The sequence below is a fragment of the Mucilaginibacter metallidurans genome (genome assembly GCF_003286435.2).
Lineage (GTDB): Bacteria > Bacteroidota > Bacteroidia > Sphingobacteriales > Sphingobacteriaceae > Mucilaginibacter > Mucilaginibacter gossypii.
The window spans coordinates 2,284,155-2,310,014 of record NZ_CP043449.1 but is presented as its reverse complement, the minus strand read 5'-3'; the positions used below and the strand labels follow the sequence as shown (position 1 = coordinate 2,310,014).

Genomic DNA, 25,860 nt, shown 5'->3' with positions numbered 1-25,860 from the left:
TTCAGGATAATTGGTTTCTTAATCTTTGCCAATCGTTTGTTGAGTGTAAAAGGTGTCCTTGAAACAACGGGCAATCGTTGCCGGCGCTTTAAGAAAAATCTTCATAGCTATTGTTTTACAGGTGTATCAAATAAAGAAACCGTAAACTGGCTATCGGCGTCCGTTTCGCTTGTTTTAGCATAAGGAGAAAATGTTTTGACTGACATCTCATTGCGCATAACTGAAAATTTATACAAACGCATCAACCCATTGCCGCCGTTAGGCCTGCTTTGATAATCGTTAAGGAAGACCTTAATCGTGTGGCCGTTAAAAACTTCTGTACGATAACCCTCCCCATTATCACCAACGTGCCCGCAAAGCATCATAAACAGATTGGGATTGTTTTTAAGGCTTTCATAAATAGCCTTGCCCTGCGCATTAAAAGGAGCCTGCGGCACGTTGGAACCGGTTACCGGGTTAAAATGTAAAATGGAGTGGCTTACCACAATTGCCTTGCGGGAGGCGTATTTGCTTAAAATTTGGTTAGCCCAGCCATACATGCCTGCCTGATCTTCGTTAAAAGCATCAAATTCGAGGAACAACACGATAAAATCAATGCCGCCTGCTGTAAACAAGTCATAATGGCTATCGTTATTATTACCGTAATGACCGCCATAATATGAACGTCCCTCAAAGTGTTTTACACCAAAATATTGATTATATCCATTAGTAGTGCCAGTAACCGGGTGTTGTGACGGGAACTGGTCATGATTACCAACAGCCAAACCATAAGGAATACTAACAGGATTTTCCAGGCCATAAAGCGCGGTTTTGGCAAGGTACCACTCACTTCTGGCTGTTACCGGGTTATCACCATGTTCGGTAATATCCCCCATGTGTGCTACATAGGCTATGTTTTCTTTGGTCTGGTTCTTCCGGATCCAGTCAATCTGCGCTTTGAACATCTCAAAAGTTCCGCCAAGCTGTGCCTGGGCCAGGTAGTATTGCGAATCGGGAATTACAGCGATTGAAAAATCGCCGGATTTTACCGTTGCTTCGGGTCCCGGAGTGTTTAACACGGTATCTGTTGGAAGCAATGACTCTGATTGCGCGCTGTTATTCAACAATAATGAGCCAAGGCAAAGCCCGGCTGCGAATGCATTTCTGTATTTCGGTAACATGTGGTATTAGTTTAATGGTGAAACTATTCCCCGCCTTCAGCAATCCGAAAGCAGGGACAGTAAACATTGATGGATCAATAACCCGGGTTTTGAGTCATCTGGCCAGGGTTTAAATCAATTTCGGGCTGTGGGATGGGATATAACAATTTATTGGCTATTACATTGTACGTATCAGGTGTAAGGTAGTTTACCTGAGTTTTTAGTACAGCTCCAAAAGCGTTCATCACGTCAACAGCTTTGCCGGTGCGTACAAGATCGTTCCAGCGGTGGTTTTCAAAGGCCAGCTCGACCCGGCGTTCATGTGCTATGATAGCGCGCAAAGATGTCTGGTCGGCAGTGGTTGTTGCGGGTAGCCCGGCCCTTGACCTTACTGTGTTCAGTGCAGTTAATGGCGATTTACCCTGCTCGTTCTGTGCTTCGGCTAAAAGCAGCAATGCATCTGAATAACGGTAAACAGGGAAGTTATCACTTGAGCCGGTAACCGCAATGAGTGGCGGGTGCTCGTACTTTTTGATGTAAGGTACGCCCATTTTACCAGCCGCCGGCGTATAACCAATTACACTTTTATTGGCCGAATAAACAAACAGGTCGCTGGCGTTATAAGTACCTTCAACAATCCCGATAGAAGCATCAAGGCGCTTGTCATTGGGCTCATAGGCATTGATAAGATCCTGTGTAGGTGTATTCCAGCCACCGGTTGAGCTGTTGTTGGTATTAATCCCAGTGATGATTGAGGTATTTGTACTCCTCGGTAAAAAATGAAAAGGCAGCGGGTTTGGCGTAGTGCCTAAAATTGTCCCTTCCAAAAACTGGATGTCAAATAATGATTCTTTGCTGTTTTTATTTCCGGGTGTAAAGGCATCTGCGTAATTAGCGTTTAATCCGTAACCCATGCCCGAAAGCGTATTTAGCAACGTTTCGGCATCTGCCCATTTCTTTTGAGTAGCATAAACCTCGGCCAGCAGCATTGTGGCCGATCCTTTGGTGGCTTCTCCTGTTTGAGGGAATTTCGCCGGTGCACTCAACTCACTGATGGCATCCTTAGCATCGGCAATAATTTGATTATATATCGCGTCAGCTGCTGAACGTGGTAAAAAGGCATCTTCGGCCTTGGTCACTTCCTTTAAAAATAAAGGCACGCCACCAAATAACCTAACCAGTTTAAAGTAATAAAAAGCCCTTAAAAATTTGGCTTGCCCATCAATGGGCGCCTTAACTGCTGCATCAAAATCTGTTGTTTTCAATCGCTCAATAACAATATTGGTGCGGGAGATGCCGGTATAGCAATGCTGCCAAACAGCGTTCACGTAATCGTTAGTAGATGTATTTGTGAAGTTTGAAATGCTTTCGCGATATAAATATGCAGTACCGCGATTGCTGGGGTAAGGCTGGTAAATGGTATTGTCCGAGCGCATTTCTGAAGTAAAGTAATCGTTTACCAAAACATCACGCAGCGGTGCGTAGGCGGCGATGTCGGCCTGTTTAAACTGATCAACAGTTTTATAAAATGTAGCATCGGTATAGGAATCCTTTGGTGTAAGGTCGATAAAGTCTTTTTTACACGAAGCAGCGGTAAGCGCTGTTAATGCAAGGATGATATATGTCTTTTTCATACAATGGTCTTTGGGAGATTATTTAAAAGTTGCTGAAACACCAAATGAAAAGGTGCGTGGGATAGGATAAGCATTTTCATCAACACCGATGCCCTGCGTAGGGTCAAGTCCTGCAAAGTTGATCTCGGGGTTCATGCCCGAATATTTTGTAAATACAAAAGCTTGCTGAACAGATGTATAAACCCTCAGGCTGCGCATCAAAAACTTTTCGCCCAAATTAAACCGGTATCCCAGCGAAATATTCTTTGCAGTTAGGTATGAGCCATCTTCAACCCATTGCGAGTTAACCTGCCTTCCCATTGCTGTAGTGCCGGTTTTTGTACGCGGATAAACACCCGAACCAGGGTTTTCCGGCGATCTCCAGCGGTCGGCAGCAGCGGCAAGCATCACACGTGAACCATCCAGGTTGGTTTGATAAGCCCATTTAGCCGCATTTAATATTTTGCCGCCAACTGAGAAAGCCATGTGGATGTTCAGGTCCCAGTTTTTATAAACAAAGTTGTTGGTAAGGCCGCCGATAAAGGTTGGCGTAGGATCGCCGATAAAGGTACGGTCGTTTACATCATCAATAACACCATCGCCATTAATGTCTTTAACCTTGATGGTACCAACATCAGAGGCGCTGCCATATTTGGCCGAATTAGCCAGGTCATTGGCATCTTTATATAAACCTAAAAACACAAAGCCGTAAAACTCGCCCAGATGGTGTCCCTCCTGCTGGCGGTAATAATCAGAAGATACTGTGTTATTTCTGCGGATGTAGCCCGGAGAAACAAGGTTTTTGATCAGGTTGCGATCAAAGGAAACATTCAGGTTGGTTGTCCACTTCAATTTGCCGGTGAGGTTGCTTGAGTTAACGGTAAACTCATGTCCCCACAGTTCAATTGCGCCCACGTTATCCAGGATACTGGTAAAGCCCGATGCTTTTGGTATAGGACGCTGCATGATTAGCCCGTCGGATATTTTGTGGTAGTAATCGTAGGTAAAATTCAACCGGTTATTGAACAGCGACAGATCCAGGCCGAGATCAAATTGTTTATTGCGTTCCCAGCGAAGATCACTGTTAGCCAACCGGTTAATAGTTTGCCCAGCCACAGATGCGCCACCAAATTCATAATAATATTTTCCGATGGTTGCCTGTGCATCATAATAACCAGGGAAGAAATTATTACCGGTTACGCCATAGCTTGCACGGATCTTCATCAGGTTAAGAAAGCTGAAACGATCCATGAATTTTTCATCGCTTACTACCCAACCGGCAGATATTGATGGGAAATTACCGTAACTCTGATTTGAGCCAAAGCGGGATGAACCGTCACGACGAATTGCGCCTTGTAACAAGTACCTGCCTTTGTAGTTGTAGTTAATACGTGCGATGCTTGACAACAACGAATAGGCATTATATGAACTCCCACCCGCAGATAAACTGGTCGCCGCATTTAAATAAGGAATATCATCACTTGGATAACCCAAACCGGTTAAGGTATTATTAGTGCCGCTATATTTTTGAGCAGAATATCCTGCCAGCGCTTCGATATTATGATTTCCAAAAGATTTACGGTAAACGAGGTTCGCCTCCGCTGTATATGATCCATTATCTACTGAACTGCTGGTTCCGGTGGCCTGGCCTACCGTCGAAGTAACCACACCCGACTGAAAATACTGCCGCGTTTCACCGCCTTTATCTACAGCAATATTAGTTTTGATGCTAAGGCCGGTTAAAAACTCGTAGTTTAAATAGCCATTGGCCAGGATGCGTGTAGTTTTATAATCATCGTTAGTAAGGTTGAACTGGGCCAGCGGATTAATGTAAGCCACCATACCCGGTGAATAAGTATCACGGTTGTAGCTGCCATCTGCATTATAAGGCGACTTTAACGGACTGGCTTCAAAAATCCTTTCAAACAAACCGCCAACCCCATCAGTACCTAAACGGTTGTTATGATCAAGGCGATAGCTTGGCGCAAGGTTAAAACCAATTTTTAATTTATTGTTGCTTAATGAAAGGTCATGGTTAATGCGTAATGAAAACAATTTAGTGCCTGTATTGATCAATACACCCTGCTGTTCCTGGTAGCCGGCCATCACAGTAGAACTTGATTTTTCACGCGCGCTGCGGATGGCGATGTCATAACTTTGAATGGGTGCAGTGCGGGTAAGTAATTTATACCAGTTGGTACCTTCGCCGTATTGCTCCGGGTTCAAATAATCGGCTGGGGTGGCGGTTGTGTAACCTGGTTCATATTTACGGCTATCGGCAAATTTTTCATTCATGTACTGGGCAAAGCCACGGGCATCCATCATTTTTGGAACGCGCTCGCCGGGTATTTTCTGCACCCCGTAATTAGCATTAAAATCAATCTGTGCATCACCCGGTTTTGCATGTTTGGTGGTGATCAGAATTACGCCATTTGCAGCACGAGATCCATAAAGTGCAGTAGCCGAGGCATCTTTTAATATGCTGAAGCTCTCGATCTCGGCTGGGTTCATGTTATTGATGCTGCCTGTAACAGGGATTCCATCAATCACTACCAATGGCTGGTTACTGGCATAAAAGGATGCCGCACCCCTAATCCTGAATTCTACACCTCGGCCCGGCTGTCCGCTGCTTTGTGCTACCTGAACACCTGCAGCCTTACCTTGTAGTTGTTGGGCAAACTGCATTACAGGCATATCCTGAAGCGGAGCTGCATCAACCTGGGTAAGCGAGCCTGTAACTTCCCTTGCACGCTGTTTTCCATAACTTACAGTAACTTCCTTTAGCTGGTTACCGGCCACAAGGCGAATATTTAAAGTAGTTGTTTGATTACCATTGACTGTAATATTAGCAGATTCAACACGGGTGTAACCCACAAATGAAGCGGCCACAGTATAAGTACCTTCGGGCATGCTGATATTGTACCTGCCATCTGCATCTGTCATCATTCCAAATGAGGTGCCAACAACACTTACCGATGCACCGGGCAGGGGTTGTCCGCTTTCATCTGTTACCCTGCCGCTTACGTGCCCTGAGAGCTGCCTGTATAGTATAATATTACCGGCTTGCTCCTTAAAACCTATCTCCTGCCCTTTTAGCAATGCTGTAAGGATGTTTTTAAGGCTTTCGTTCTGATAATTTGCCGCGTTGACATGTTTATCAGCGAGTTTTAAAAACAACTCGTCATAGGCAAAAACAACGTTGGCCTTTTGCTCCAGTTTTTTTATAACTGAAGAAAGGTCTTCGTTCCCGATGCTGATATCAAGCCGGGTATTAACCCCCTGGGCCGCTAACTCAGTGGCTTTTACCGATACCAGGCCGATGGTTATTGATATGGAAATTAGTAAAAAAGAGATACGCATAAACTGTCTGCATAACTGTGTATGGAAATTCATATTTTTGATTGCTTTGTAATAGTCAAATTTTGCTGAGCATTGCAGGCTGGGGTCGGCAAACCTTCACCTGCTGAAATTAAAGCCGGCTCCTGCTGAAACAGGACCGGTTTCTCTTTTAAAAGGGTTAATAAATAATTACTTCAGTACCCTCCTTTCTGAAATGTGCATTATGTATGGCGCTGATGAGTTTCAGCGTTTCTGTTGCGGGGGTGTTGCGCTTAATGCGTAAAGTGAATAAATAATTATGTACGCGCTTGCTGCCTGCCTTTAACGTAAGGCCATGCAGGTTTTTGAAAACCAGCGACAGTTCCTCAAACTTTACGCGGTTTAAATAAGTGTCACCATCTTTCCAGCTCTGGCTTTGACCAGCATCCACTTTTTTCTGTTCAAAGGTGCCTTTATCAGTCAAATAACTAAGTTCCTGCCCCGGCGTGAGGAATGACAGCAGCCTTGTGCCTTTACTTACCCCTACCTTACCCGTAACAACTGTTATTTTAACATGAGGCAGACTATGGTATGCATAGATATTGAACGAGGTTCCTAAAACCTGCACCTGTAACGGCGCCGTGATAACCCTGAATGGCTTATGGACATTATGCTTTACTTCAAAATAAGCCTCGCCTTCATCCAGGTAAACCTGGCGTATAGTTTTATCAAAATTAGAAGGGACCCGTACACGGCTTTGGGCATTTAGCCAAACAACAGAACTGTCGGGCAAGGTCAGTTTCCTGATCTCACCGTTATGTGTACTTAAAGTGGTATAAGTTTCCCGAACTTCAGTTGCGGGCTTTCTCAGAAAATAAATCAACGCAGCCGAGCAGCATAACAATAAAATACTTGCCGCAATGCGATAGTTGAACCACATCAACCGTACAGGCGTGTTGATGGAGCCGCCGATCTTTGCGTGCATAGCATTTCTTACACGCTCAAGCTCTTCTGCCGGCAACGCTTGCTTTTCATTCCCGGCATCATATGAATCATACCAAGCTTCAATGATCGCTTTTTCGGTTTCGTTGGTTGTGCCTTTCTGGTACCGGCCAAGTTGTTTTATAAATTTACGTAGCTCCATAGTGGGTTTTCAACAGTAAGTCGTTAAAAGGCCCTGGAGGTACTTATAATTTACATCAACATTTTGTTAATTAATTGTAAAGCACAAATAGTATTAGTGCTAAATAGGCGGCGCTTTGTTCGGGGTGTTTTTCGGAGATAACGATACGCAGCCGGCGCAGTACTTCAGAGATATAATTTTTTACAGTTTGCTCGGCCAGTCCCAATTCGCTGGCAATTGCTTTTACCGAGTGGTTTTCGCTGCGCAGTTCGTAAACCTTTTGCAGCATTTCGGGCATATGCTTAACCGCCTGTTCAAGCGTTTGCTCCAATTCAAGATATCCGGAATGGTCATGTATGGAATTTTCAAGCAATTCTACACGCTGCAACGCATCCTCCAGGCGCACATGCGTAACCTTTTGCGATCTGAAATAGCTGATCACGCTCAGACGTACCGCGCTCAATAAATATTGCTCGAAACTTGTTTGAATGTTTAGGGAATGTCTGCGCTGCCACAGTTTGATGAAAATTTCCTGAATGAGGTCCTGCGCTTGTGCTTCGTCGTCAATCCTGGCCCTGGCCGCCCGGTATGATCGCTCCCAGTAACGCTCAAACAGCAGATCAAACGCCGAATGATCGTCTTCCCTGATTCGTGAAAGTAAAATAGTATCGGCAATTTCTATCATTTGATGCTACAAACCTACATTACTAATGTTAACTAAACTTTAAGAAAATGATCGCTGCATGGTTGTTACAAAAAACCAACCGTGTAATAAAATATTGAATGATAGTTTGTAGATTTAAAAATTATGAGAAACCAAACTACTATTAAAAAGAACTCAAATAGCAGATTCATCCGCATACAGCTCATCGCAGGATTGCTGCTTTTAATAATTTCGGGAGCCAAAGCTCAACAGGCAAAGGATCCTGCTGTTATCGGCCGATGGGATATAACTATTGATAAAGGTGGCAAAAGCCTTCCTTCCTGGCTGGAAGTTCAAAAATCAGGCACACATACCCTGATTGGCCGTTTTACCTATGCTTTCGGAAGTGCGCGACCAATATCAGAAGTAAAACCACATGACGGCAAATACAGCTTTTCTATCCCGCTGCAATGGGAAGAGGGAAACCGGAACATGGATTTTGAATTTGAGGTTAAGGGTGACGAATTAACCGGAACAATGGTATATTCAGATGGGGTTACTTATCATTTTACAGGTGTCAGAGCTCCATCAATGACAAGGGCAAAGGCACCGGTTTGGGGCAAACCTGTTAAACTGTTCAACGGTAAAGATACCAAAGGCTGGCATACTGACGGCAATAACCAATGGGTAGTAGAATCGGGCATATTGAGAAGCAAGCACTCCGGCGCAAACCTTATTACCGATCAAAAATTCAGCGATTTTAAATTACACATCGAATTTCGCTATCAAAAAGGCAGCAACAGCGGCGTTTACCTGAGAGGGCGCTATGAAGTACAGGTTATCGACACTAAAACCGGTGAGCCTGAACCTATCAATAACCAGTTTAGCGCTATTTACGGTTTCCTGCCGCCTAATAAAATGATGGCAAAAAATGCCGGGAATGGCAATCATATGATATTACACTGGTAGGGCGTTTAGTTACCATCGTAGCCAATGGCACCATGGTGATATGCCAGCAGGAGATTCCGGGCATTACCGGCGGGGCTATCGACAGTAAAGAAGGCGAACCAGGGCCGCTGCTGATTCAGGGGATCACGGACCTATCGATTACAGAAACATCATCATTACTCCGGCAAAATAAATTACCGAAGGTATATTATTAAAAAAATCGGCCTGTTTACAATAAGCAAACAGGCCGATTTTTTTTAATTAATTTATTAAAAACGATTAATCGGCTTGATACATCAGTTCTGCAAAGTTTTCCTTTTCGGCGCCGCAGGTTGGGCATTCATAGTAGCTTAAATTTTCAAAAGGCATTCCGGGTTCTATATTATTAAAAATATCTCCATACAGCTCGTCATAAATAGTGAAGCAGCTTTTACATTGATGAACTGTTTTTTGATCGGGTGATTTAATTTCAGTATTGGTTTTGCTTACCGGCAACGGTGATAGATTATTGATTTGTTGTTCATAAAACATATCGCAAAGCGCTGTCAGGTGCCTGCTTAAATCTGCTTTGGCAACACCTTGTTTATAAATCACAAATTCGCGGGTATTGTGGTTAAAATCGCGGGTATGCACAATTTCAAATTCATCGGGCATCCGCGCGCGGATCATAATTGAGCCATAAATCCCCGATTTAGGCGACCGCTTTATGGCAAAGCTAAGTCCATATGTTCGCAAATCGGCCTCTTCAAATTCGCTTACCAATTGCTGCTTAAGCTCAAGGCAGGGATTGCAAAGGTCTTCAACCTGCCAGTTAAGCTCATTTGAAGCATGCCTGATGTTTACCCGGTATTTATTAAGCAGGTTGCCCCATAACGGCCTGTGCTTTGCCTCGATATTTTTTATAAGCAGAGATTTCCATGGGCTAAAATACAATTGTCCAACCCGGGTTTGCATGCACAGGTTACAGATCTCTTTTAAAAACTCAATATCAAAAAGCTCGTGACGCCTGTAAATGCCCAGCCAATATTTGTTACCCTGCTTATTAAAACCCTCATAATAGGGTAGTTGAAATTCGGGAATGATAAGCGGTTGATCAATTTCCTGGATTACAAATTGGTAACCGGCAGTAACTAATTGATAAAGCTTATCGGGATTGATTTCAACCTGATCGTAAAACAGCTTTTTGTTGGCAAATATAACCTGTTGTATTGCTTTGCCAATGGCGGGAATATCATCCGAATAAACCAAAACAGGCCAGCAATACAGGATATTAGTTTTAGGAAACCTGATATACAAGTACCAGTAATTACTTACCGGCGAAGAAATAAAATTAAGGTTACCGGTAAAAAACGAAGCAAAAGTTTGATTGCTGTCAACCAGGTTTATTTTCAGTTCGGGCTGATAATCAAACAGATCGAAAATGTCTTTATAAACACCTTCTTTGAGCCAGTTCTCCTGGTTAAAAATACCATCGGCGATATACGAACTGGTGATGTTGGGATAAGTATCCTGGTTAACTTCATGGTCAATACCGGCACTAAGCATATCAAATTCCAGATCCTCCAGCTGTGTTTCTTCAATTTCAAAATACATTTGCTGCCTGTTCCCAAAACGGACCTGTTTAGCACCAGCATTTTGCGCGATGATGAGCATCTCGTAAAAATCACCGGCAGAAGCTACACCGCCGGGCAAATTTATCTTAATTAGTTGCTTATTATCCATTGGTTCAAGCTTTTAATAATTGTTGCTCAAGTACTTCTTCTAACAGGCGTTTTACTTCGGGCCTGCATGATCCGCAGCCTGTTCCGGCTCCGGTTTGGCTGCAAACATCGGCCAGTTGGGTACAGCCGCCGGCTACTTTATTACGTATATTATCGGCACCCACATTATTACAACTACAAACCAGTTTGCCTAAAACAGGTTCAGCCGTTTTACCGCTGCGAAGCAGTTTCAGGCGCTTATCGCTAAGCTCGGTTTTGTTTGCTATCAGCTCTCTGAATTCCTGAAACTCGCCTTTATCTCCAATTAAAATGGTGCCCACCAGCCTGTCCTGGTGAATAATGCATTTTTTATAATAACGTTTTGCCTTATCTATAAACACAATTTCTTCATAGTCTTTTTCATTCGGGCAATCAGATAAACCGATACTGCACAAATCAAAGCCATGAATTTTGATGATATTCATAAACAGGCTGCCCTTATAATAACTGGCTATGTCGCCGTTCATATAACCTGCAACTACTGCGGCTTGCTGTTCCGCAGCAGCGGTTATACCATATAACGTGCCGTTAAACTCTGCTATTTCGCCAATGGCGTATATGTTCGGATCGCTGGTAAGTAAACGTTCGTTTACAATTACGCCGCGCTTAATTTCAAGGCCGCAATCTTTTGCTATTTCAAGATTTGGCGTAGTACCAATGGCCAGAATCATTGCATCGCAGTCAATTTTTCGCCCGCTTTTTAAACCGACACCGGTAAGCTTGCTGCGGCCATAAAATAACTGCACTTCATCATCATAAAAAATATCGCAGCCCTGGTCAACCATTTCTTCGTGCAATAACCTGCTGCCCAATTCATCCAGCTGACGGTTCAAAAACCTTGATGTACGTTGAATAATGGTGATAGTAATCCCTATTTCACGCAAGGAAGCCGCCATCTCCAATCCCAATAAACCACCTCCGACTATTACTACGTGACCATTTTTGGGAACATGCTTTTTAAAGTTATCAGCATCATTGCGGCTACGCATACTGAAGATCCCTGTCAACGATGGAACGTTTTTAGGAATTGCCGCCCGGCTGCCGGTAGCCAGCAGCAATACATCGTAATAAGTTTTTACACCCCGGCTATCCAGCACATATTTGTTAACACGGTCTATTTTCTCGACACTTATGCCACGTAATAACCTTATTTTAAGTTCGGGTTCTTCCTCATCCGTCATTTTTACCAGTTGCTCCCAGCGTTGCTCGCCGCTGATATAATCTGGCAGCATAACGCGGTTATAAAAAGGATGATCTTCTTTGCTAAAAATGATGATCTCATCATCTTTGTTCAACTCCCGGTATGACCGCACGAAGCCGTGCGCACCGGCACCGGCGCCAACAACCACAATTCTTTGAAAAGGCTTTTTATACTTTTGAATCTTTACTGCGCAATACTTGAAATCCGGCTCTTTTGATATCGGATCAAGTGCGTCATTAGTAACATTGTTAATGCGGTGCAGATCATTGTTCAGGATCTTGCCCCAATGCATCGGCACAAAAACAACACCCTGTTTTATCTGTTCGGTAATCCGGGCTTTTACCCGCACTTCACCCCTCCGGGATGTGATAATAGTAACATCGCCTTCCCCGATCTCCAAAGCTTCCGCATCAACAGGATTGATTTCGATAAATGACTCTTTGATATGCTGATTAAGCTTATTTACCTTACCGGTTTTGCTCATGGTATGCCATTGATCGCGGATGCGGCCGGTAGTTAGAATGAAAGGATAGTCGCCGTCAGGAACCTCGCTGGTATGCGCATCAGGTACCGCGCTTATCTTAGCGTTACGTGTTTCGGTATAAAATTGCTTGTCGGTAAATAAGCGGGGCGTCCCTGGTATTGCATTGCGTTTTTTATACGGCCATTGTATTGACCGTTGTTGTATGATGGTTTCGTGCGTGAGCCCGCTGATATCAATATTGGTTTTGCCTGTTAGTTTAGCATGCTCGGCATAAATTTCGGCAGCATTTTTAAAATCAAAGCCTTTATACCCCATTTTTTTAGCAAAGCGGCAAATGATCTCGCTATCCGGCATAGCTTCGCCCGGCGGGTCAAGTACTTTACTCAAATAACTGATACGCCTTTCAGAATTGGTCATAGTACCCTCCTTTTCGGCCCAGGCTGCTGCGGGGAGGATCACATCGGCATAAGCCAATGTTTCGGGCTTATTACTAATCTCCTGAACCACTACAAACTTTGCTTTTTTCAAAGCCTCTTCGGCAAGGCGTACGTTTGGTAAGCTGGTTAAGGGGTTGGTACACATGATCCAGATGGCTTTAAGGCGGCCATCATTCAGGGCCTCAAACATTTCGGTAGCGGTAAGGCCGGGTTTGGCGGCTATCTCTGTACCTCCCCAAAACTTCTGTACCTCCGCCCTGTCTGACGGATTGGTTAAAACACGATGCGCCGGTAAAAGATTAGCAAGCCCTCCCACTTCACGCCCGCCCATAGCATTTGGTTGCCCGGTTAGCGATAATGGGCCAGATCCCGGCTTACCAATATGGCCTGTTATCAAGTTAAGATTCAGGAGGCTTAAATTTTTATTTACCCCAACAGCGCTTTGATTTAGCCCCATTGTCCACATCGTTATGAAACCTTTTGCATCGCCTATATAACTGGCAGCAAGCCGGATGTCGTTTTCACTTACACCGCAAATTGCAGATGATTCAGCAAGGGTACGTTCAAATACCAATTTGCTGTACTGCTCAAAACCATCAGCATGATTGTTTACAAAATCAATATCGATATCCCCATTCTCTATCAATACCCTGCCAATAGCGTGGTTAAGGGTGATATCGGTACCCGGGTTTAACTGCAGGTGCAGATCGGCATTGCTGCAGGTATCCGTAACCCTGGGGTCAACAACAATGATTTTCACATCGGGATTTGCGGCTTTATGCGCTTCAACCCTTCGCCATAAAATAGGATGGCACCAGGCTGGGTTAGCTCCGGTAACATAAAAGCAATCGGCCAGTTCAATATCGTCATAACAAACAGGTACAGTATCCTCGCCTAAAGCAATTTTATACGCGGCAACCGCGCTGCTCATACACAAACGCGAATTAGTATCTATATTATTACTACCAATAAAACCTTTAATTAGCTTATTGACAACATAATATTCTTCAGTAAGGCACTGGCCTGAGGCATAAAATGCAACCGAATCCGGCCCGTATTTATCAATGAACGTTTTAAAAATGGCTGCTGTGCGCTCCAATGCGTCGTCCCAGCTTACCCTTTGCAGGGGCATGCTTTTGTTATAACGCATTTGAGGGTACAGCAGCCTGTCGGTTTTATCATTAGCTGTGTAATGCAGGTTAAGCCCTTTACTGCACAACATGCCTTTATTTACAGGATAGTCCTTATCGCCCTCAAGCGTTATACTGCCATTTTTTTCTTTATTAATTACCACGCCGCATCCTACTCCGCAGTAGCAGCAAGTACTTTTAAATGTATTTTGAGGGCGTTTATTCAACATTTCTTTTAAGCTAAAAGCTTAAGGCTGAAAGCCAAAAGCTCTTTTATTTATTACTATTTATTATGTGTTTTAAGCAGAAAGCGTTAATGGCTTTCTGCTTAAAATTTTTTTGCCCGGGCTTTAAGCTCCTAAAGCTAAAGCAGGCTCATCTGCTGTTTGAGCTTCAGCCTGTTTTTGAAAACGGGTGATCAATACAATCACGGAAATCACCATAACAGTTATACCGATGTAAGTAAATGCCTGTATATAAGTGATATGTTCGGACTTGAAAAGAAACCCAAACAACATCCCCCCAAGGTTACCGCCTGCACCCACTATACCGCTTACCATCCCAACATTTTTACTATTGATAAACGGAACTATACCATAAGTAGCACCATTTGACATTTTGAGGAACAGTGCAAACGAGAGCATGGAAATAATAGCCATTGTAAGGTTGCCCGAATTTGCAAACAGAACAAGACCAATGCCTTCCAGCAGCAGTACGCCGGCAAGCAATAAGCCCTTGCCCCGCATTCCGAATTTGCCACCAACTTTGTCAGATACAATGCCGCCTAATGCACGGGCAAAAATGTTCATGAAGCCAAAAATACCTGCCCAGAAACCGGCCGAACTTTGCGACAAATGAAAAGTATCTACAAAATGCAGGGAAGCTACATTATCAAAAGTGATCTCCATACCAAAACACATCGCATAGGCCAGTGTAAGTGTCCAAACACGCCAGTCGGCCAATATCGACCAATCGGTTTTTGATGGGTTGGTTTTGGCATAACCTACTTCATCATAGTTACCGTTAGGCGTGTCTTTGGTAAATTTCCAGTATACGAATGCTATTATCAGCATCATTACACCCGGAACTATCATGGCGTACCTCCAGGCTTCGGCCTTGGTAAAACCGGCTCCTACTATAGCAGCAAATATTAAAGGCATCACCATATTAGTTACACCGCCGCCAAGGTTACCCCAACCGCCGGTTACAGCGTTGGCTGTACCTTTTATGTTAGGCGCAAACATCATAGAAGTGTGGAACTGGGTAATTACAAAAGATGAACCTATTACACCGATTGCCAACCGAAACAATAAGAAAGACGTGTAATCATGCGCCAGACCTACCAGAAATACAGGTAAGGACCCTATTATTAATAACCTAACAGCTGTTTTACGCGGTCCCCAGGTATCACAAAGTTTACCTATAATAAGGCGGGCAATAATTGTTGCAGCTACAGATGCAATGATGGTGTTACCCACTTGTCCTTTACTCAAATGTAATTCGGCACGGATGGTTGGCATTAATGGGGCCAAGCCGAACCAGCCAAAAAAGCATACAAAAAACATGAGCCATGTGATGTGAAAGGTGCGCATTTGTACACCCTTCAATGAAAATATGTTGAGTTTGGTAAGTTGTTTTTCCATTTTTTTTAAGCTTAAAGCTCAAAGCCTAAGGCTAAAAGCTATTTGTTTGTACTTTGATTTTTTAACATTTCTCGCTTTCGGCTTTTAGCCTTAAGCTTTCAGCCTACATTACTTGTTTAAAAACTCAGGTTTGATATTAAGCTGCAGGTACGCCCAAAACGGGTGAAGTTTGCTGCTATCCGGCGTTAAACCTTTAGCATACTCCATGCTGTGGGTTGCTGCCATATAGGATAAGCCCAGATCAACAGCGGTAAATTTGTTAAGCTTATAGCTGTTGGTGAGATCAAATTCGGTACCCAAATATTTGTCGATAGGTTGGCCGTTTGTTCCTTTCTGATCTTTAGCCAACAGAAAGTAATGATTAGCCAAATCAACGCTAAATCGCTTATTATCTGAAAGATATTTGATTTTAACGTAAGGGTTGCTCAAGCCGCCGGTTGGGGATCCGGTGCCTGCATAAAAATAGTCCATATAACCCCAGAACTTATGCGGAGTACCATACAATGGGTCAAACCTGTGATTGGTTTTTGAAGTGGACAGCGCATCATTTCCTGACAGATAGTCCCATCCGGCTGTGTAAGCCATGTTACTGCTTTTGTATAACAAAGATGCGGTATAAGTGTAAGCACTTAACTCAGCACCGTCGCGATCATGACCTCCCTGGTAATAAAATCCAGCGGTAGCAGCCCATTCATCTTTGCTGCCGAAAACGGGATTAACAAGCAGCCCGGTTGTATAGCGGGTATTAACTCCAGGTTGATTAAACCGGCGGCCATATATATAACCAACATCTTCGCCTGATACATTTTTTACCGAATCGAGCTTGTATTTGGCAAACTGATCGGCCAGGAAAAGGCCGGTTACTTTAGTTTTATTAAATTTTTTAGCAAAGTAGAGATATTCAAGTGCTTTATAGTTTTGGTTTTGCCCATTAGTACCGGGAGGATTTAAAAATGAAAGATTGCCATTTTTGGCACTAACGCCCGATGCATTTACCAGCGGGATAAGCCCGGCAGGGGTGTTAGCCAGATTACCTTTGCTATCCTTTACTGTAGCGGGTACATTGGCCGGCGTATAATAGGTGCCATTATAGTTAATAGCATCAGAGCTTTGATTAAAGGCAGCGCCGAGATCAACCTGCCAGCCTGATTGAAGAAGTTTTAATACGATGGCGTCGTGCCTGCGGGCTTGCTGAATCCAGTCGGTAGCACCAAGCAAGCGTTCATCGTCATAGCTAATTTCCTGGCGACCAGCTTTTATGGCGAAATAATCGACAGGTGATCTTTTAAAGGAAGTGTCTTTTTTGTTGGAGAGGATCAGCTCGGCCCAGGCTTCGTGAAGGCTTAGCCGGCTGCCATCGTTGATAGTAATAGTTGAGGCATCCTGGCCCCAAAGCCTTACATCCTGTACGGATGTTTGGAAAATAAGCTTGCTGCTTTTGTAATTAAAGGTGAGCCGCGTTCGTTGTGACACAAAGGCCGCGTTTTTGTTACCTATCGGTTCTAAAGTTCCATAACCATCACGTAATTCGCCCCTTGTTTTGATCTGCCCTGTCAAAGACAACTGCGCAGAAGCATTATAAGAAACGAAACATGATATAATTAATAGAATTTTTCCAATAGTGTATTGATTAGATACATTTTTGTACATTTGAATTGGTTTTTTATTTGTTAAAGCGATTAAAAACTATTTAACCCTGTCTGGGAATGCGACCTCCCGGCAGGGCTTTTTTATGAATTTTTGATTTTTACCATAGGCTCAACCTTTTTTGATTTATTTATCTATTTAATTATGATAAATATAACTTATTTAATGATTGCGTACAAATAATTGATTTTTAAAATGAATTTTTATGATTAAAATCATTAAAAACTATATTTTTTGATAAAAACTCAAATTACAAACGATCAAAAACAGATGAAATGCATTTTTAACAATTTATTAATAGATAAAAAACCAATAAACCATCGCAAAAACCAAATTAAAACCCTTTAAACAAAACAAAATCACTATAAAAAATCGCATACATCGATATAAAGGCATTTAAATTTGCTTTAAACTCTAAAAATTCGAAAATAAATTCAAAATAAGATAGCAAAAACGAACATGACTTTATTAAGCACTGCCTTGGTGTATGAAATACACCGAAATTTCAAACAAAAACACAAAAAAAGCGCCATTACCCCTTTCGGCAACGGCGCTTAATGTAAATTAAGTTCTATTTTCCGCCTAAATACACTAACATTTAATCAACTCCGACAAAAACTTTTCCATCGGCTATTTTTACAGGATAAGTTTTTATCACCAATTCCTCTTCACCCAGACACTCACCTGTAAGCAGCGAAAATGTTTTTTTATGAAAAGGACAAGCTACTTTTGGCTCGCAGCTTTCGCCGGCACTGCCGATCATGCCACGCGATATTGCCATTTGCTGCTTATGTGGGCAAAGATTTTGCGTTGCATACCATTCATTGCGACGTGTAAAATTAAATATTGCTATCTGTTCATCGCCGTGCTTAATACATGATCCGCCATTTTCTGGCACATCATCAACATAACAGGCCATGATCCATTGGGTTGCTATTGTTGCTTCCATTGTGTTTTCTTTTTAATAATGATCAATCTAACTTTGAACTAAAAACTCGGGATTTCCTAATAAAACCTACCATTCCTTAGCGCGAACCTGTTCACGCATTGGCTCAAATTGAGCATGAGGATCTTTTTCATCAGGCGCATTTATAAAATGAGCGAAGCGCTTACGCATTGAAGGGTTATTTATAGCTTCTTTCCACTCGCAATGGTAGGTATTTACCAATGCCTGCATTTCCTCTTCCAACTGCTCACCCAATCCAAGACTGTCATTTACTATTACATTTTTAAGGTAGCTCATGCCGCCATCCAGCTTATTAAGCCAGGTTGCTGTCCGGGTTAACTGATCGGCTGTTTTTATATAAAACATCAGGAACCTGTCGAGATATTTAACTACAGTCTCCTTATCAATATCTGTAGCCAGCAACTGGGCGTGCTGAGGCTTTGAGCCACCATTGCCACACACATATAAATTCCAACCCTTCTCTGTGGCTATAATTCCAAAATCTTTTGACTGCGCTTCGGCGCACTCCCTAACACAACCACTTACGCCGCCTTTAATTTTATGCGGCGCGCGGATGCCTTTATATCTATCCTCTACCTCAATAGCAAAAGTTACACTATCATGCAAACCAAATCTGCACCAGGTACTTCCTACACAACTCTTTACAGTACGGAGTGCTTTACCGTAAGCGTGCCCGCTTTCAAAACCGGCATCAATAAGCTCTTCCCAAATTAAAGGCAGATCGCTCAAGTGTGCACCAAACATATCAATACGCTGCCCCCCTGTTATTTTGGTATACAATCCGTATCTTTTGGCAACCTGACCAATTACAATCAGTTTATCAGGCGTAATTTCGCCGCCCGGAATACGGGGCACAACAGAATAAGTACCTCCTTTTTGGATATTGGCTAAAAATCGATCATTACTATCCTGTATTACTTCCTGTTTTACAATAACATCATTCCATAAACTGGATAAAATACTGGCAACAACCGGCTTGCAAACCTCACAGCCATCGCCCTTGCCGTAATGGTCAAGCACCAGGTCGTAGTTTTTCAGCCCGTTTATTTTAACAAGGTCAAACAATTCCTGGCGCGAGTAATCAAAATGCTCGCAAATAACATTTTTAATATACTGACCGTTTGCCTTCATGGTGCCGGCAATCAAATCTTTTACCAACGGCACGCAACCGCCGCAGCCTGTGCCCGCCTTGGTACATTTTTTCATGCCATCAATGCCAGTAACACCACCGTCATTCACTGCCGAGCAGATAGCACCTTTGGTAACCGCCTCGCATGAGCAGATCAGCGCATCATCGGGCAAGCTCATTACACCTGCTCCGGCATTAGCTTCACGTCCCCTTGATCCTAATATCAGATCTTCAGGATCCGGCGGCAGTACTATTTTATTATTAACGGTTTGCAGCAGCATATTATAAGCATCTGCATCGCCGATTAAAATACCACCTAAAAGGTTCTTACCATCGTTTGTAATGTTAATGCGCTTATAAATCCCCTTATGCGTGTCCTCAAACAAAATGGTACGGCAATCAGGTTCAGTAATAAAGGCATCACCAAAACTGGCCACATCAACACCAATCAACTTTAGTTTGGTGCTCATATCATAGCCATAAAAACTCTTATCAGCCTCAGTTAAATGAGCTGCTACAATATCAGCCATCTCATAGCCGGGTGCAACGAGGCCATATATCATACCTTCGTATAAAGCACATTCACCAATAGCATAAATACATTCATCACTGGTTTGCATTTTTTCGTTCACCACAATACCGCCACGTGTACCTACATGCAAACCCGCCAATTTAGCCAGCTCATCGCGCGGGCGAATACCGGCCGAAATAACCAGCATATCTATAGCAAGCTGGCTATCATCATTAAATTTTAACGACTGTATTTTTTTATCGCCGGTAATAGCGGCTGTGCTTTTATTTAAGTGAATATGCAACCCCAGTTGGCTCAATTTCATTTGCAACATATTACTCCCTGCAGAGTCTATCTGACGCGGCATCAGGCGCGGTGCAAATTCGATGACATGCGTTTCAGAAATGCCAAGATCTATTAAAGCCTTAGCAGCTTCCAGCCCCAGCAAGCCGCCACCCATTACAGCCCCTGATTTTGCATTAACAGCGCAGCCCTTGATCAACTCCAGGTCTTCAATGGTGCGATACACGAACACACCTTCCTTTTCAATACCCGGAATATCGGGTACAAAAGCCGATGAGCCGGTTGCTAAAACCAGGTAATCATATTTAAGTGTAATGCCTTTTAAAGAGTGGATTGTTTTTTCAGTGCGATTGATTTCCTGAATGGGGTCATCCAAATGCAGCGCGATGCCATTATCTGAATACCACGATAAAGTGGATAACGACAGGTCATCAGCAGTCTTACCGTTAAAATATTCACTAAGATGCACCCTATCATAAGCGTGACGCGGCTCTTCGCCAAAAACAATTATTTGGAACTGTGTTGATCTGGCTAAAAGTTTTTCGCAAAACTTATAACCTACCATACCGTTGCCAACAACAATGATGGTTGGTTTTGACATATCGAAATTTTTTAAATGTTAAAGCAATTTTCAAACTAAAAATGAATCAACTGCGACCTTGACTTCATTTATATTACAATTATAACTCAAAAAAGCATCAAATAAAAATTTAATTTCAATTTTTTGTTAAATAAATCATGATTATTGACGTTTAAATTCATAAATTAGTGCTATTAATATAATTTACATCATTATTTAAACAGATTTTTTAAACTAATTTTGCTATTTTAACAAAACAACTAAAATATAAAGGCTTAAAATTCTATTTTTTAATCACTAATTTAATAAAATGCAAAAACAAATACAAAATCCTGAACTTTTTGTACTTGGAGCAGGTCCAGGAGACCCAGATTTGATGACTATCAAGGGATTTAAGGTATTACAGCAAGCAAATGTGATATTATATGACAACCTGGCTAACAAAGAGTTACTGGCGATAAGCCGGGATGATTGTGAAAAGGTATACGTTGGCAAGCAACCTTATGGTGATTATACACCGCAGGAAACAATTCATGAACTGATAAAACACTACGCATTTACTAAAGGTAACGTGGTAAGGTTAAAGGGAGGCGATCCGTTTATATTTGGCCGCGGGTTTGAAGAAATCATTTATGCACGTGAACATGGTATCACCACACATTACATACCGGGTGTAACCAGCATGCAGGCCTCCGGGCTGGAAGACATCCCCCTAACCCACCGACAAGTGAGCGAAAGCGTTTGGATGGTTACCGGCACCAAAAAAGACGGCAGCCTATCTGCCGATTTAACCTGCGCCATGCACAGTAACGCAACAGTTGTTATATATATGGGGATGAAAAAGCTGGCAGAAATAACATCAGCCTATATAAAGGCTGGCAAAGGGGATACACCGGCAGCTATTATACAACATGCTTCATTGCCCCAACAAAAATCTGCAAAAGGAAAAGTAAGCGACCTTGAAGCTATCGCGGCAGATAATCAGCTTACTTACCCCGCTATTATTATTATAGGTGATGTTGTTAACGTAAAAAATTAAGGAAATGAAGATCAGGATAAAAGGAAACTCACTGCGTTACCGCCTCACCAAAACAGACGTGCAAAACTTTAACAAGGACGGCTATCTGGAAGAAAGCACCAATTTTGGTTCACAAGTATTTAAATATGCATTGCAACGCTCTGCAACTGAATTTTTAACTGCCGGGTTCAGCGATAATACCATAATTATGTATATGCCAGCCGCGATGACCGTTGAATGGGCAAGCACCGACCGTGTTGGTTACGAAAGCAACAACAACCAGATGTACCTGCTTATTGAAAAAGATTTTAAATGTCTTGACAATGTGGCTGAAGACCAAAGCGACAATTATCCTAACCCATTGAGCTTAAAACTTCAACATTAACCTGGGAGTGAATTTATTTACTGATAAATATACTTTATCAGTAAATAAAAATCATTTAAACCGAAGTTATGATGAAGTTTTGGATTGGTTATTCAACCTTAAATGCCGCACGGTAAAAAATAACGCAACTAAAATTAATATCCATACCCAGGTATCAAGCGGGCAGCCATCAGGTCCACCATCATTACCATCGCAAAGGCCATCTCCCGGATCTGCATAACTCAAGGATACTGTAAGCAAATTGATTATAATAACAGCTAATACTGTTTTCCATTTTGATGTAATTATAGATAATACGTACATACTGTTATTGTTTAAAAAACATTCCGCTCCCAATCCTGTCTCCTGTGCTTTCATTAACTGCAACTACTATGTAAAGTCCCCGGCCTAAACTATTAACATTTTCCTGAAAGGTATTAGTACCAGTAGCCGATAGCTTTCTGACAATAGCGCCCGAAGGGCTAACTATACTTATCCTAACAGGTTTTGAAGATGTTTGTTCTAACTTTATATTTACTGTACTGGCCGAAACCACAGTTGGATATACCAGGAATTTACTTACACCGGGACCCGGCTGTATTTCAAAATTTAGATTATCAGATAATTTAGTTTCGCCGGTTACCAGGTTTTGGCTAAGCCTATAAATGATTTGGCCACTGCCTGGAGTTTGGTCAGTGTAGCTATACTTACCGGTAGCTGTTGACTGCAGGCTATCTATAGTCAAAAACGTTTTGCCCCCGTCAGCACTTTTTTGAACAGCGAATTTGGTAAAATTACTTTCATTATTGGTTTCCCAGTTTAGAGCTATCCCTTCAGTAACTTTCTTCCCTGTAAAGGTTAACAGGCGATAATCGTGACCAGGGACGATACCTATTTTAAGATAAAACCTGTCATGAGCATAACTTGCCGGGTTTGACTCTACCTTGAATGCGTATTCGGAGTTATGTACAACATCAAGCGAATCGTTGGTGTATTTATCCTTTAGATAAATTGAATACCTTGCATCTATATTCTTTTTTACGGGCGAGGTAAGTTTATACGTGCCATAATTCGAGAAAGTAACGATGAGATTTACACGTTTTAAATTTTCTATGTTACCTGTGTAATTAGCAAAACACCCTACCGAATCGCTGCTTAACGAGTAAAACAAATTGCCCTGCCCCGATGGCTGATAGTAGGGTGCATCTTCACCGGGCACGAACCTGGCGGTAGCATTTTCATCAAAATTGATGTCGGTAGAGTTATGAACAATAGCGTCTTGTACCAGGTTCATAGTTAGACGAGGAATACTGCTTTCAACATTATTGGTAGCCGGGCTTGCTGCAAATGAAGCCGTAATGTTTTTTGAAGGGCTGCCAACAACATTAAATACAGGGGTTGATGGAAGCGCTCCGCTATAATTTGAGTATGCTACCTTCATTGTTTCATCAAACTTAATAGCTGAAGCAGAGGTTGCAACGGTAAAAAATCCTTGCCCTGATAAAGCGTAGCGGCTTGCTCCTGTGCCAATAGATCCGGTACTGGCATCATACAACGCGAATTTGGTTGACGAGCTATTGGTTCCGGTACTGGCATCTTTTACCAGCATATAATAAAATTTATTAGTAGTGTTTACAGTGTAAAGGGTATGCAGATCTATTACCGAGGCATATGGATTACCAATAAGGTTTAAACCTTGTTTAACAACCGGTGTTGACGTGTGATAAGACAAGGTAGCCGGGGCACTTACTGCCGTAGTGGTATAATAAGTTGGCGGTGTCGATGGAAAATTCACAATATTGGCCGTTAATGTTGCATTGCTGGCCCCCGTACCCTTAATAACAGTTCCAAAAAAGTTTAGCGTAGCATTATCTGTTGCCGGAAAAGGCCTTACAAAGGGGTTTGCTACACTCCTGCTCCCTCTGAAATAGTATAAAAAACCGTTTGCTGGTGGCAAACCCTGACTGGTTGAGCTAAAAGGCTTGTATTCATTATTCAATACCTGATTTACATCCGAAGTAACCGGTGCATTTTCATCATAAACAAATACCGAAGGGCTGTTGCCGGTAGCTGTAGCATCATCAAATCCATTTGCCGTACCACCTGGACCGGTAATGTATGTTGTAGCAATAAGCGGTAAAAGATTATAGGTGCTAAGCGAACCTGTTGTTAAAAATGTTGATGTTGTATTAAGTACCGGCGATGACATTAGCATATAGCGACGCAATGTACCTTTCACATAACGTTGAACATTGATACTGCCGGTAATGGTGCCTGCTGAAAGACTGCCGATACTTGCATCGCCTGCAGCGGTGGATAGTATGGTAAGCGCCGTTGTGGTCGATGTGACATTGCCTACCGCAAGCGTTGACGATGAGTTAACATTTAATGTATAAGTTGGCGCGACGGTAAATGTACTTCCTGAGGCCATTGTTTTTGTTCCGCCTGTGGTGAAGGTAACATTGTAAAAATTTGTTCCCGTGGCAGTTGCGTCTGTAAGCGTTTGGGTTGTACCGTCAAATGATATCAGCGCGGATGGGTTAGGCGTGAACGTACCTGTATTTGTGTAATTACGCGAGATATTTAAAGCACCCGTACCCATATTCATGGTACCTGCATTGCTAAGTGTTCCGTTTATATCAATTGATCCCGTACCACCGGTAATGGTTGCTGCCGAATTATTCGTCCACGTGGCCGCTGTTGATCCGGCTACCCCTATAGTAGTGGTAGTATTTGTGGGGTTTGAAAAGGAGACGTTTGAGTTTGTCGTAAGCGCGGAATCGACGTTAAGATAACTCGTCTGCCCCGTACTTGCAGATCCACCTATAACCGCTGTCCCCGTCCCCTGGATCACCAGGTTATCATAAATAGGATCAGTTGAAGCGTTAGTGTTAACTACCCCACCACCAGGACCAAACCCAAGTGTGGCTGTAGTATAAATTAAAGGATTTGAGCCGGTATACCTGACCGTTGCCTTACCGCCCGGGTTATGGTCGCCATAAAAGTTTGCTGAAGAATACGGGGTAACTAATGTACCAATAGCACTCGTATTAGCCAATACTAATGTGGGATTCGTATTCGTGTTTGTTACTTTATATGATGTACGGGCATTGACCGTAAAGTAACCTGAATTTCTGGCCGTCACACCCCGGTTGGTAAAATTGATCTGCCCGTTTATGGTCATCGTGCCTCCTTCAAGCCTGATACCGCTGCCATTTATTTGCCTGACGTTTAAATTAATATTAACGTTATTGCTTACTGTAAAAGCAGATGCTTCAAGGATTAAAAACGAAAAGGATGAGGTTGTTACAGAAGCAGTGCTGCCAAACTGTAAGTTGGTGCAGGTTACAGTTCCCGTTCCCCTGATATCATTAAAAATACTTGTGCCTGAAGTGCTTGAATTATAGTTTTGGGTAATATCTCCCGCTACGGTAAGTGTGGCGCCGTTAACAGTTAAAACGGTTCCCGTTAATGTTGTACCGCTTAGTACATAAGTGGAAATGTATTGAATACTTCCAAATGTAATGGAGCCAACTGTTACACTTGTAGCCAATACCGGCTGATTGGTATATATTGATCCGGTTACCCCAAACTGAACAATGTCATCGGTTCTGCCCCCACTCCCCGGATAAGTGGCTGTTCCACTTCCCGAGCCGGAAATAGTCCAATTCGCTGTAGTATTCCAATCCGTTGATGAACTGCCATCCCAGGCAAAGGTATAAGAAGCGAGTGCGTTGCTTGCACAAAAGAAAAGATTTATCAAAAGCAGTAAAAAAAATTTCCGTGGTGTTTTAAAGACATCCCGCAAGTGCATAGTTATCCCATATTTATTAATAGTTACGTTTTACGAAAAACTTATCGCAAAGGTTTTTAATTAAAACATGAATTAACCTATAATTAAC

17 protein-coding genes are annotated in these 25,860 nt (G+C 42.6%); 4 read left to right on the top strand and 13 right to left on the bottom strand.

Annotation, left to right across the window (positions count from 1 at the left end):
- Window positions 1–107: 107 nt before the first annotated feature.
- From DIU38_RS09990 to DIU38_RS09970, 5 genes are all read right to left on the bottom strand, one after another.
- On the bottom strand, window positions 108–1,160 hold the full coding sequence (locus tag DIU38_RS09990; protein WP_112652363.1) for a metallophosphoesterase: 1,053 nt from the start codon (window positions 1,158–1,160) through the stop codon (window positions 108–110).
- Window positions 1,161–1,234: 74 nt separating this feature from the next.
- Window positions 1,235–2,773 (bottom strand): RagB/SusD family nutrient uptake outer membrane protein, encoded by a 1,539-nt coding sequence (locus DIU38_RS09985; protein WP_112652364.1) that lies wholly within the window; start codon window positions 2,771–2,773, stop codon window positions 1,235–1,237.
- An 18-nt stretch (window positions 2,774–2,791) separates the two neighbouring features.
- The gene (locus DIU38_RS09980) at window positions 2,792–6,145 is read right to left on the bottom strand and encodes a SusC/RagA family TonB-linked outer membrane protein (protein WP_243770771.1); all 3,354 of its coding nucleotides are present in this window, start codon (window positions 6,143–6,145) and stop codon (window positions 2,792–2,794) included.
- Window positions 6,146–6,269: 124 nt separating this feature from the next.
- Window positions 6,270–7,214: a FecR family protein gene (locus tag DIU38_RS09975; RefSeq protein ID WP_112652365.1), complete on the bottom strand. Its 945-nt coding sequence runs from the start codon at window positions 7,212–7,214 to the stop codon at window positions 6,270–6,272.
- Between the two features lie 70 nt (window positions 7,215–7,284).
- Window positions 7,285–7,878, bottom strand: a complete 594-nt coding sequence (locus DIU38_RS09970; protein ID WP_112652366.1) for an RNA polymerase sigma factor — start codon at window positions 7,876–7,878, stop codon at window positions 7,285–7,287.
- Between the two features lie 123 nt (window positions 7,879–8,001).
- Between DIU38_RS09970 and DIU38_RS09965 the strand changes: the two genes are divergently transcribed.
- A complete protein-coding gene (locus tag DIU38_RS09965) occupies window positions 8,002–8,805 on the top strand; it encodes a 3-keto-disaccharide hydrolase (RefSeq protein WP_244311278.1) in 804 nt (267 codons plus the stop codon).
- A gap of 32 nt (window positions 8,806–8,837) precedes the next feature.
- Window positions 8,838–8,999, top strand: coding sequence for a hypothetical protein (locus DIU38_RS33920; RefSeq protein WP_244311277.1), 162 nt, complete (start codon window positions 8,838–8,840; stop codon window positions 8,997–8,999).
- Window positions 9,000–9,063: 64 nt separating this feature from the next.
- Here the strand turns inward: DIU38_RS33920 and DIU38_RS09960 are convergent, their stop codons facing one another.
- The 6 genes from DIU38_RS09960 to nirB form a co-directional block, all read right to left on the bottom strand.
- Window positions 9,064–10,506: a rubredoxin gene (locus DIU38_RS09960; RefSeq protein WP_112652368.1), complete on the bottom strand. Its 1,443-nt coding sequence runs from the start codon at window positions 10,504–10,506 to the stop codon at window positions 9,064–9,066.
- A 4-nt stretch (window positions 10,507–10,510) separates the two neighbouring features.
- Window positions 10,511–14,026, bottom strand: coding sequence for a nitrate reductase (locus DIU38_RS09955; protein WP_112652369.1), 3,516 nt, complete (start codon window positions 14,024–14,026; stop codon window positions 10,511–10,513).
- A 120-nt stretch (window positions 14,027–14,146) separates the two neighbouring features.
- Complete coding sequence (locus tag DIU38_RS09950; protein WP_112652370.1) at window positions 14,147–15,439, bottom strand: MFS transporter; 1,293 nt, start codon at window positions 15,437–15,439, stop codon at window positions 14,147–14,149.
- A gap of 108 nt (window positions 15,440–15,547) precedes the next feature.
- Window positions 15,548–17,089 carry an alginate export family protein gene (locus DIU38_RS09945; protein ID WP_112652371.1) on the bottom strand — a complete coding sequence of 514 codons (1,542 nt, stop codon included), beginning with the start codon at window positions 17,087–17,089 and terminating at the stop codon, window positions 15,548–15,550.
- A gap of 595 nt (window positions 17,090–17,684) precedes the next feature.
- A complete protein-coding gene (gene nirD, locus DIU38_RS09940; RefSeq protein ID WP_090525796.1) occupies window positions 17,685–18,035 on the bottom strand; it encodes a nitrite reductase small subunit NirD in 351 nt (116 codons plus the stop codon).
- Between the two features lie 66 nt (window positions 18,036–18,101).
- Window positions 18,102–20,597: a nitrite reductase large subunit NirB gene (gene nirB, locus DIU38_RS09935; RefSeq protein ID WP_112652372.1), complete on the bottom strand. Its 2,496-nt coding sequence runs from the start codon at window positions 20,595–20,597 to the stop codon at window positions 18,102–18,104.
- Window positions 20,598–20,886: 289 nt separating this feature from the next.
- Here nirB and cobA point away from each other — a divergent pair, with 289 nt between their 5' ends.
- The gene (gene cobA / locus DIU38_RS09930) at window positions 20,887–21,615 is read left to right on the top strand and encodes a uroporphyrinogen-III C-methyltransferase (protein ID WP_112652373.1); all 729 of its coding nucleotides are present in this window, start codon (window positions 20,887–20,889) and stop codon (window positions 21,613–21,615) included.
- 4 nt (window positions 21,616–21,619) lie between these two features.
- A complete protein-coding gene (locus DIU38_RS09925; RefSeq protein WP_112652374.1) occupies window positions 21,620–21,979 on the top strand; it encodes a DUF7009 family protein in 360 nt (119 codons plus the stop codon).
- Between the two features lie 66 nt (window positions 21,980–22,045).
- Here DIU38_RS09925 and DIU38_RS09920 read toward each other — a convergent pair whose 3' ends face one another.
- Together DIU38_RS09920 and DIU38_RS09915 are read right to left on the bottom strand one after the other, a co-directional pair.
- Window positions 22,046–22,282 (bottom strand): hypothetical protein, encoded by a 237-nt coding sequence (locus tag DIU38_RS09920; RefSeq protein WP_112652375.1) that lies wholly within the window; start codon window positions 22,280–22,282, stop codon window positions 22,046–22,048.
- Between the two features lie 4 nt (window positions 22,283–22,286).
- On the bottom strand, window positions 22,287–25,721 hold the full coding sequence (locus tag DIU38_RS09915) for a beta strand repeat-containing protein (protein WP_146750378.1): 3,435 nt from the start codon (window positions 25,719–25,721) through the stop codon (window positions 22,287–22,289).
- Window positions 25,722–25,860: the final 139 nt, after the last annotated feature.

Coding starts and splice junctions, on each gene's coding strand:
- DIU38_RS09990 (WP_112652363.1), bottom strand. CDS start 1,160: ATGTTACCGAAATACAGAAATGCATTCGCAGCCGGGCTTTGCCTTGGC.
- DIU38_RS09985 (WP_112652364.1), bottom strand. CDS start 2,773: ATGAAAAAGACATATATCATCCTTGCATTAACAGCGCTTACCGCTGCT.
- DIU38_RS09980 (WP_243770771.1), bottom strand. CDS start 6,145: ATGAATTTCCATACACAGTTATGCAGACAGTTTATGCGTATCTCTTTT.
- DIU38_RS09975 (WP_112652365.1), bottom strand. CDS start 7,214: ATGGAGCTACGTAAATTTATAAAACAACTTGGCCGGTACCAGAAAGGC.
- DIU38_RS09970 (WP_112652366.1), bottom strand. CDS start 7,878: ATGATAGAAATTGCCGATACTATTTTACTTTCACGAATCAGGGAAGAC.
- DIU38_RS09965 (WP_244311278.1), top strand. CDS start 8,002: ATGAGAAACCAAACTACTATTAAAAAGAACTCAAATAGCAGATTCATC.
- DIU38_RS33920 (WP_244311277.1), top strand. CDS start 8,838: ATGGTGATATGCCAGCAGGAGATTCCGGGCATTACCGGCGGGGCTATC.
- DIU38_RS09960 (WP_112652368.1), bottom strand. CDS start 10,506: ATGGATAATAAGCAACTAATTAAGATAAATTTGCCCGGCGGTGTAGCT.
- DIU38_RS09955 (WP_112652369.1), bottom strand. CDS start 14,026: ATGTTGAATAAACGCCCTCAAAATACATTTAAAAGTACTTGCTGCTAC.
- DIU38_RS09950 (WP_112652370.1), bottom strand. CDS start 15,439: ATGGAAAAACAACTTACCAAACTCAACATATTTTCATTGAAGGGTGTA.
- DIU38_RS09945 (WP_112652371.1), bottom strand. CDS start 17,089: ATGTACAAAAATGTATCTAATCAATACACTATTGGAAAAATTCTATTA.
- nirD (WP_090525796.1), bottom strand. CDS start 18,035: ATGGAAGCAACAATAGCAACCCAATGGATCATGGCCTGTTATGTTGAT.
- nirB (WP_112652372.1), bottom strand. CDS start 20,597: ATGTCAAAACCAACCATCATTGTTGTTGGCAACGGTATGGTAGGTTAT.
- cobA (WP_112652373.1), top strand. CDS start 20,887: ATGCAAAAACAAATACAAAATCCTGAACTTTTTGTACTTGGAGCAGGT.
- DIU38_RS09925 (WP_112652374.1), top strand. CDS start 21,620: ATGAAGATCAGGATAAAAGGAAACTCACTGCGTTACCGCCTCACCAAA.
- DIU38_RS09920 (WP_112652375.1), bottom strand. CDS start 22,282: ATGTACGTATTATCTATAATTACATCAAAATGGAAAACAGTATTAGCT.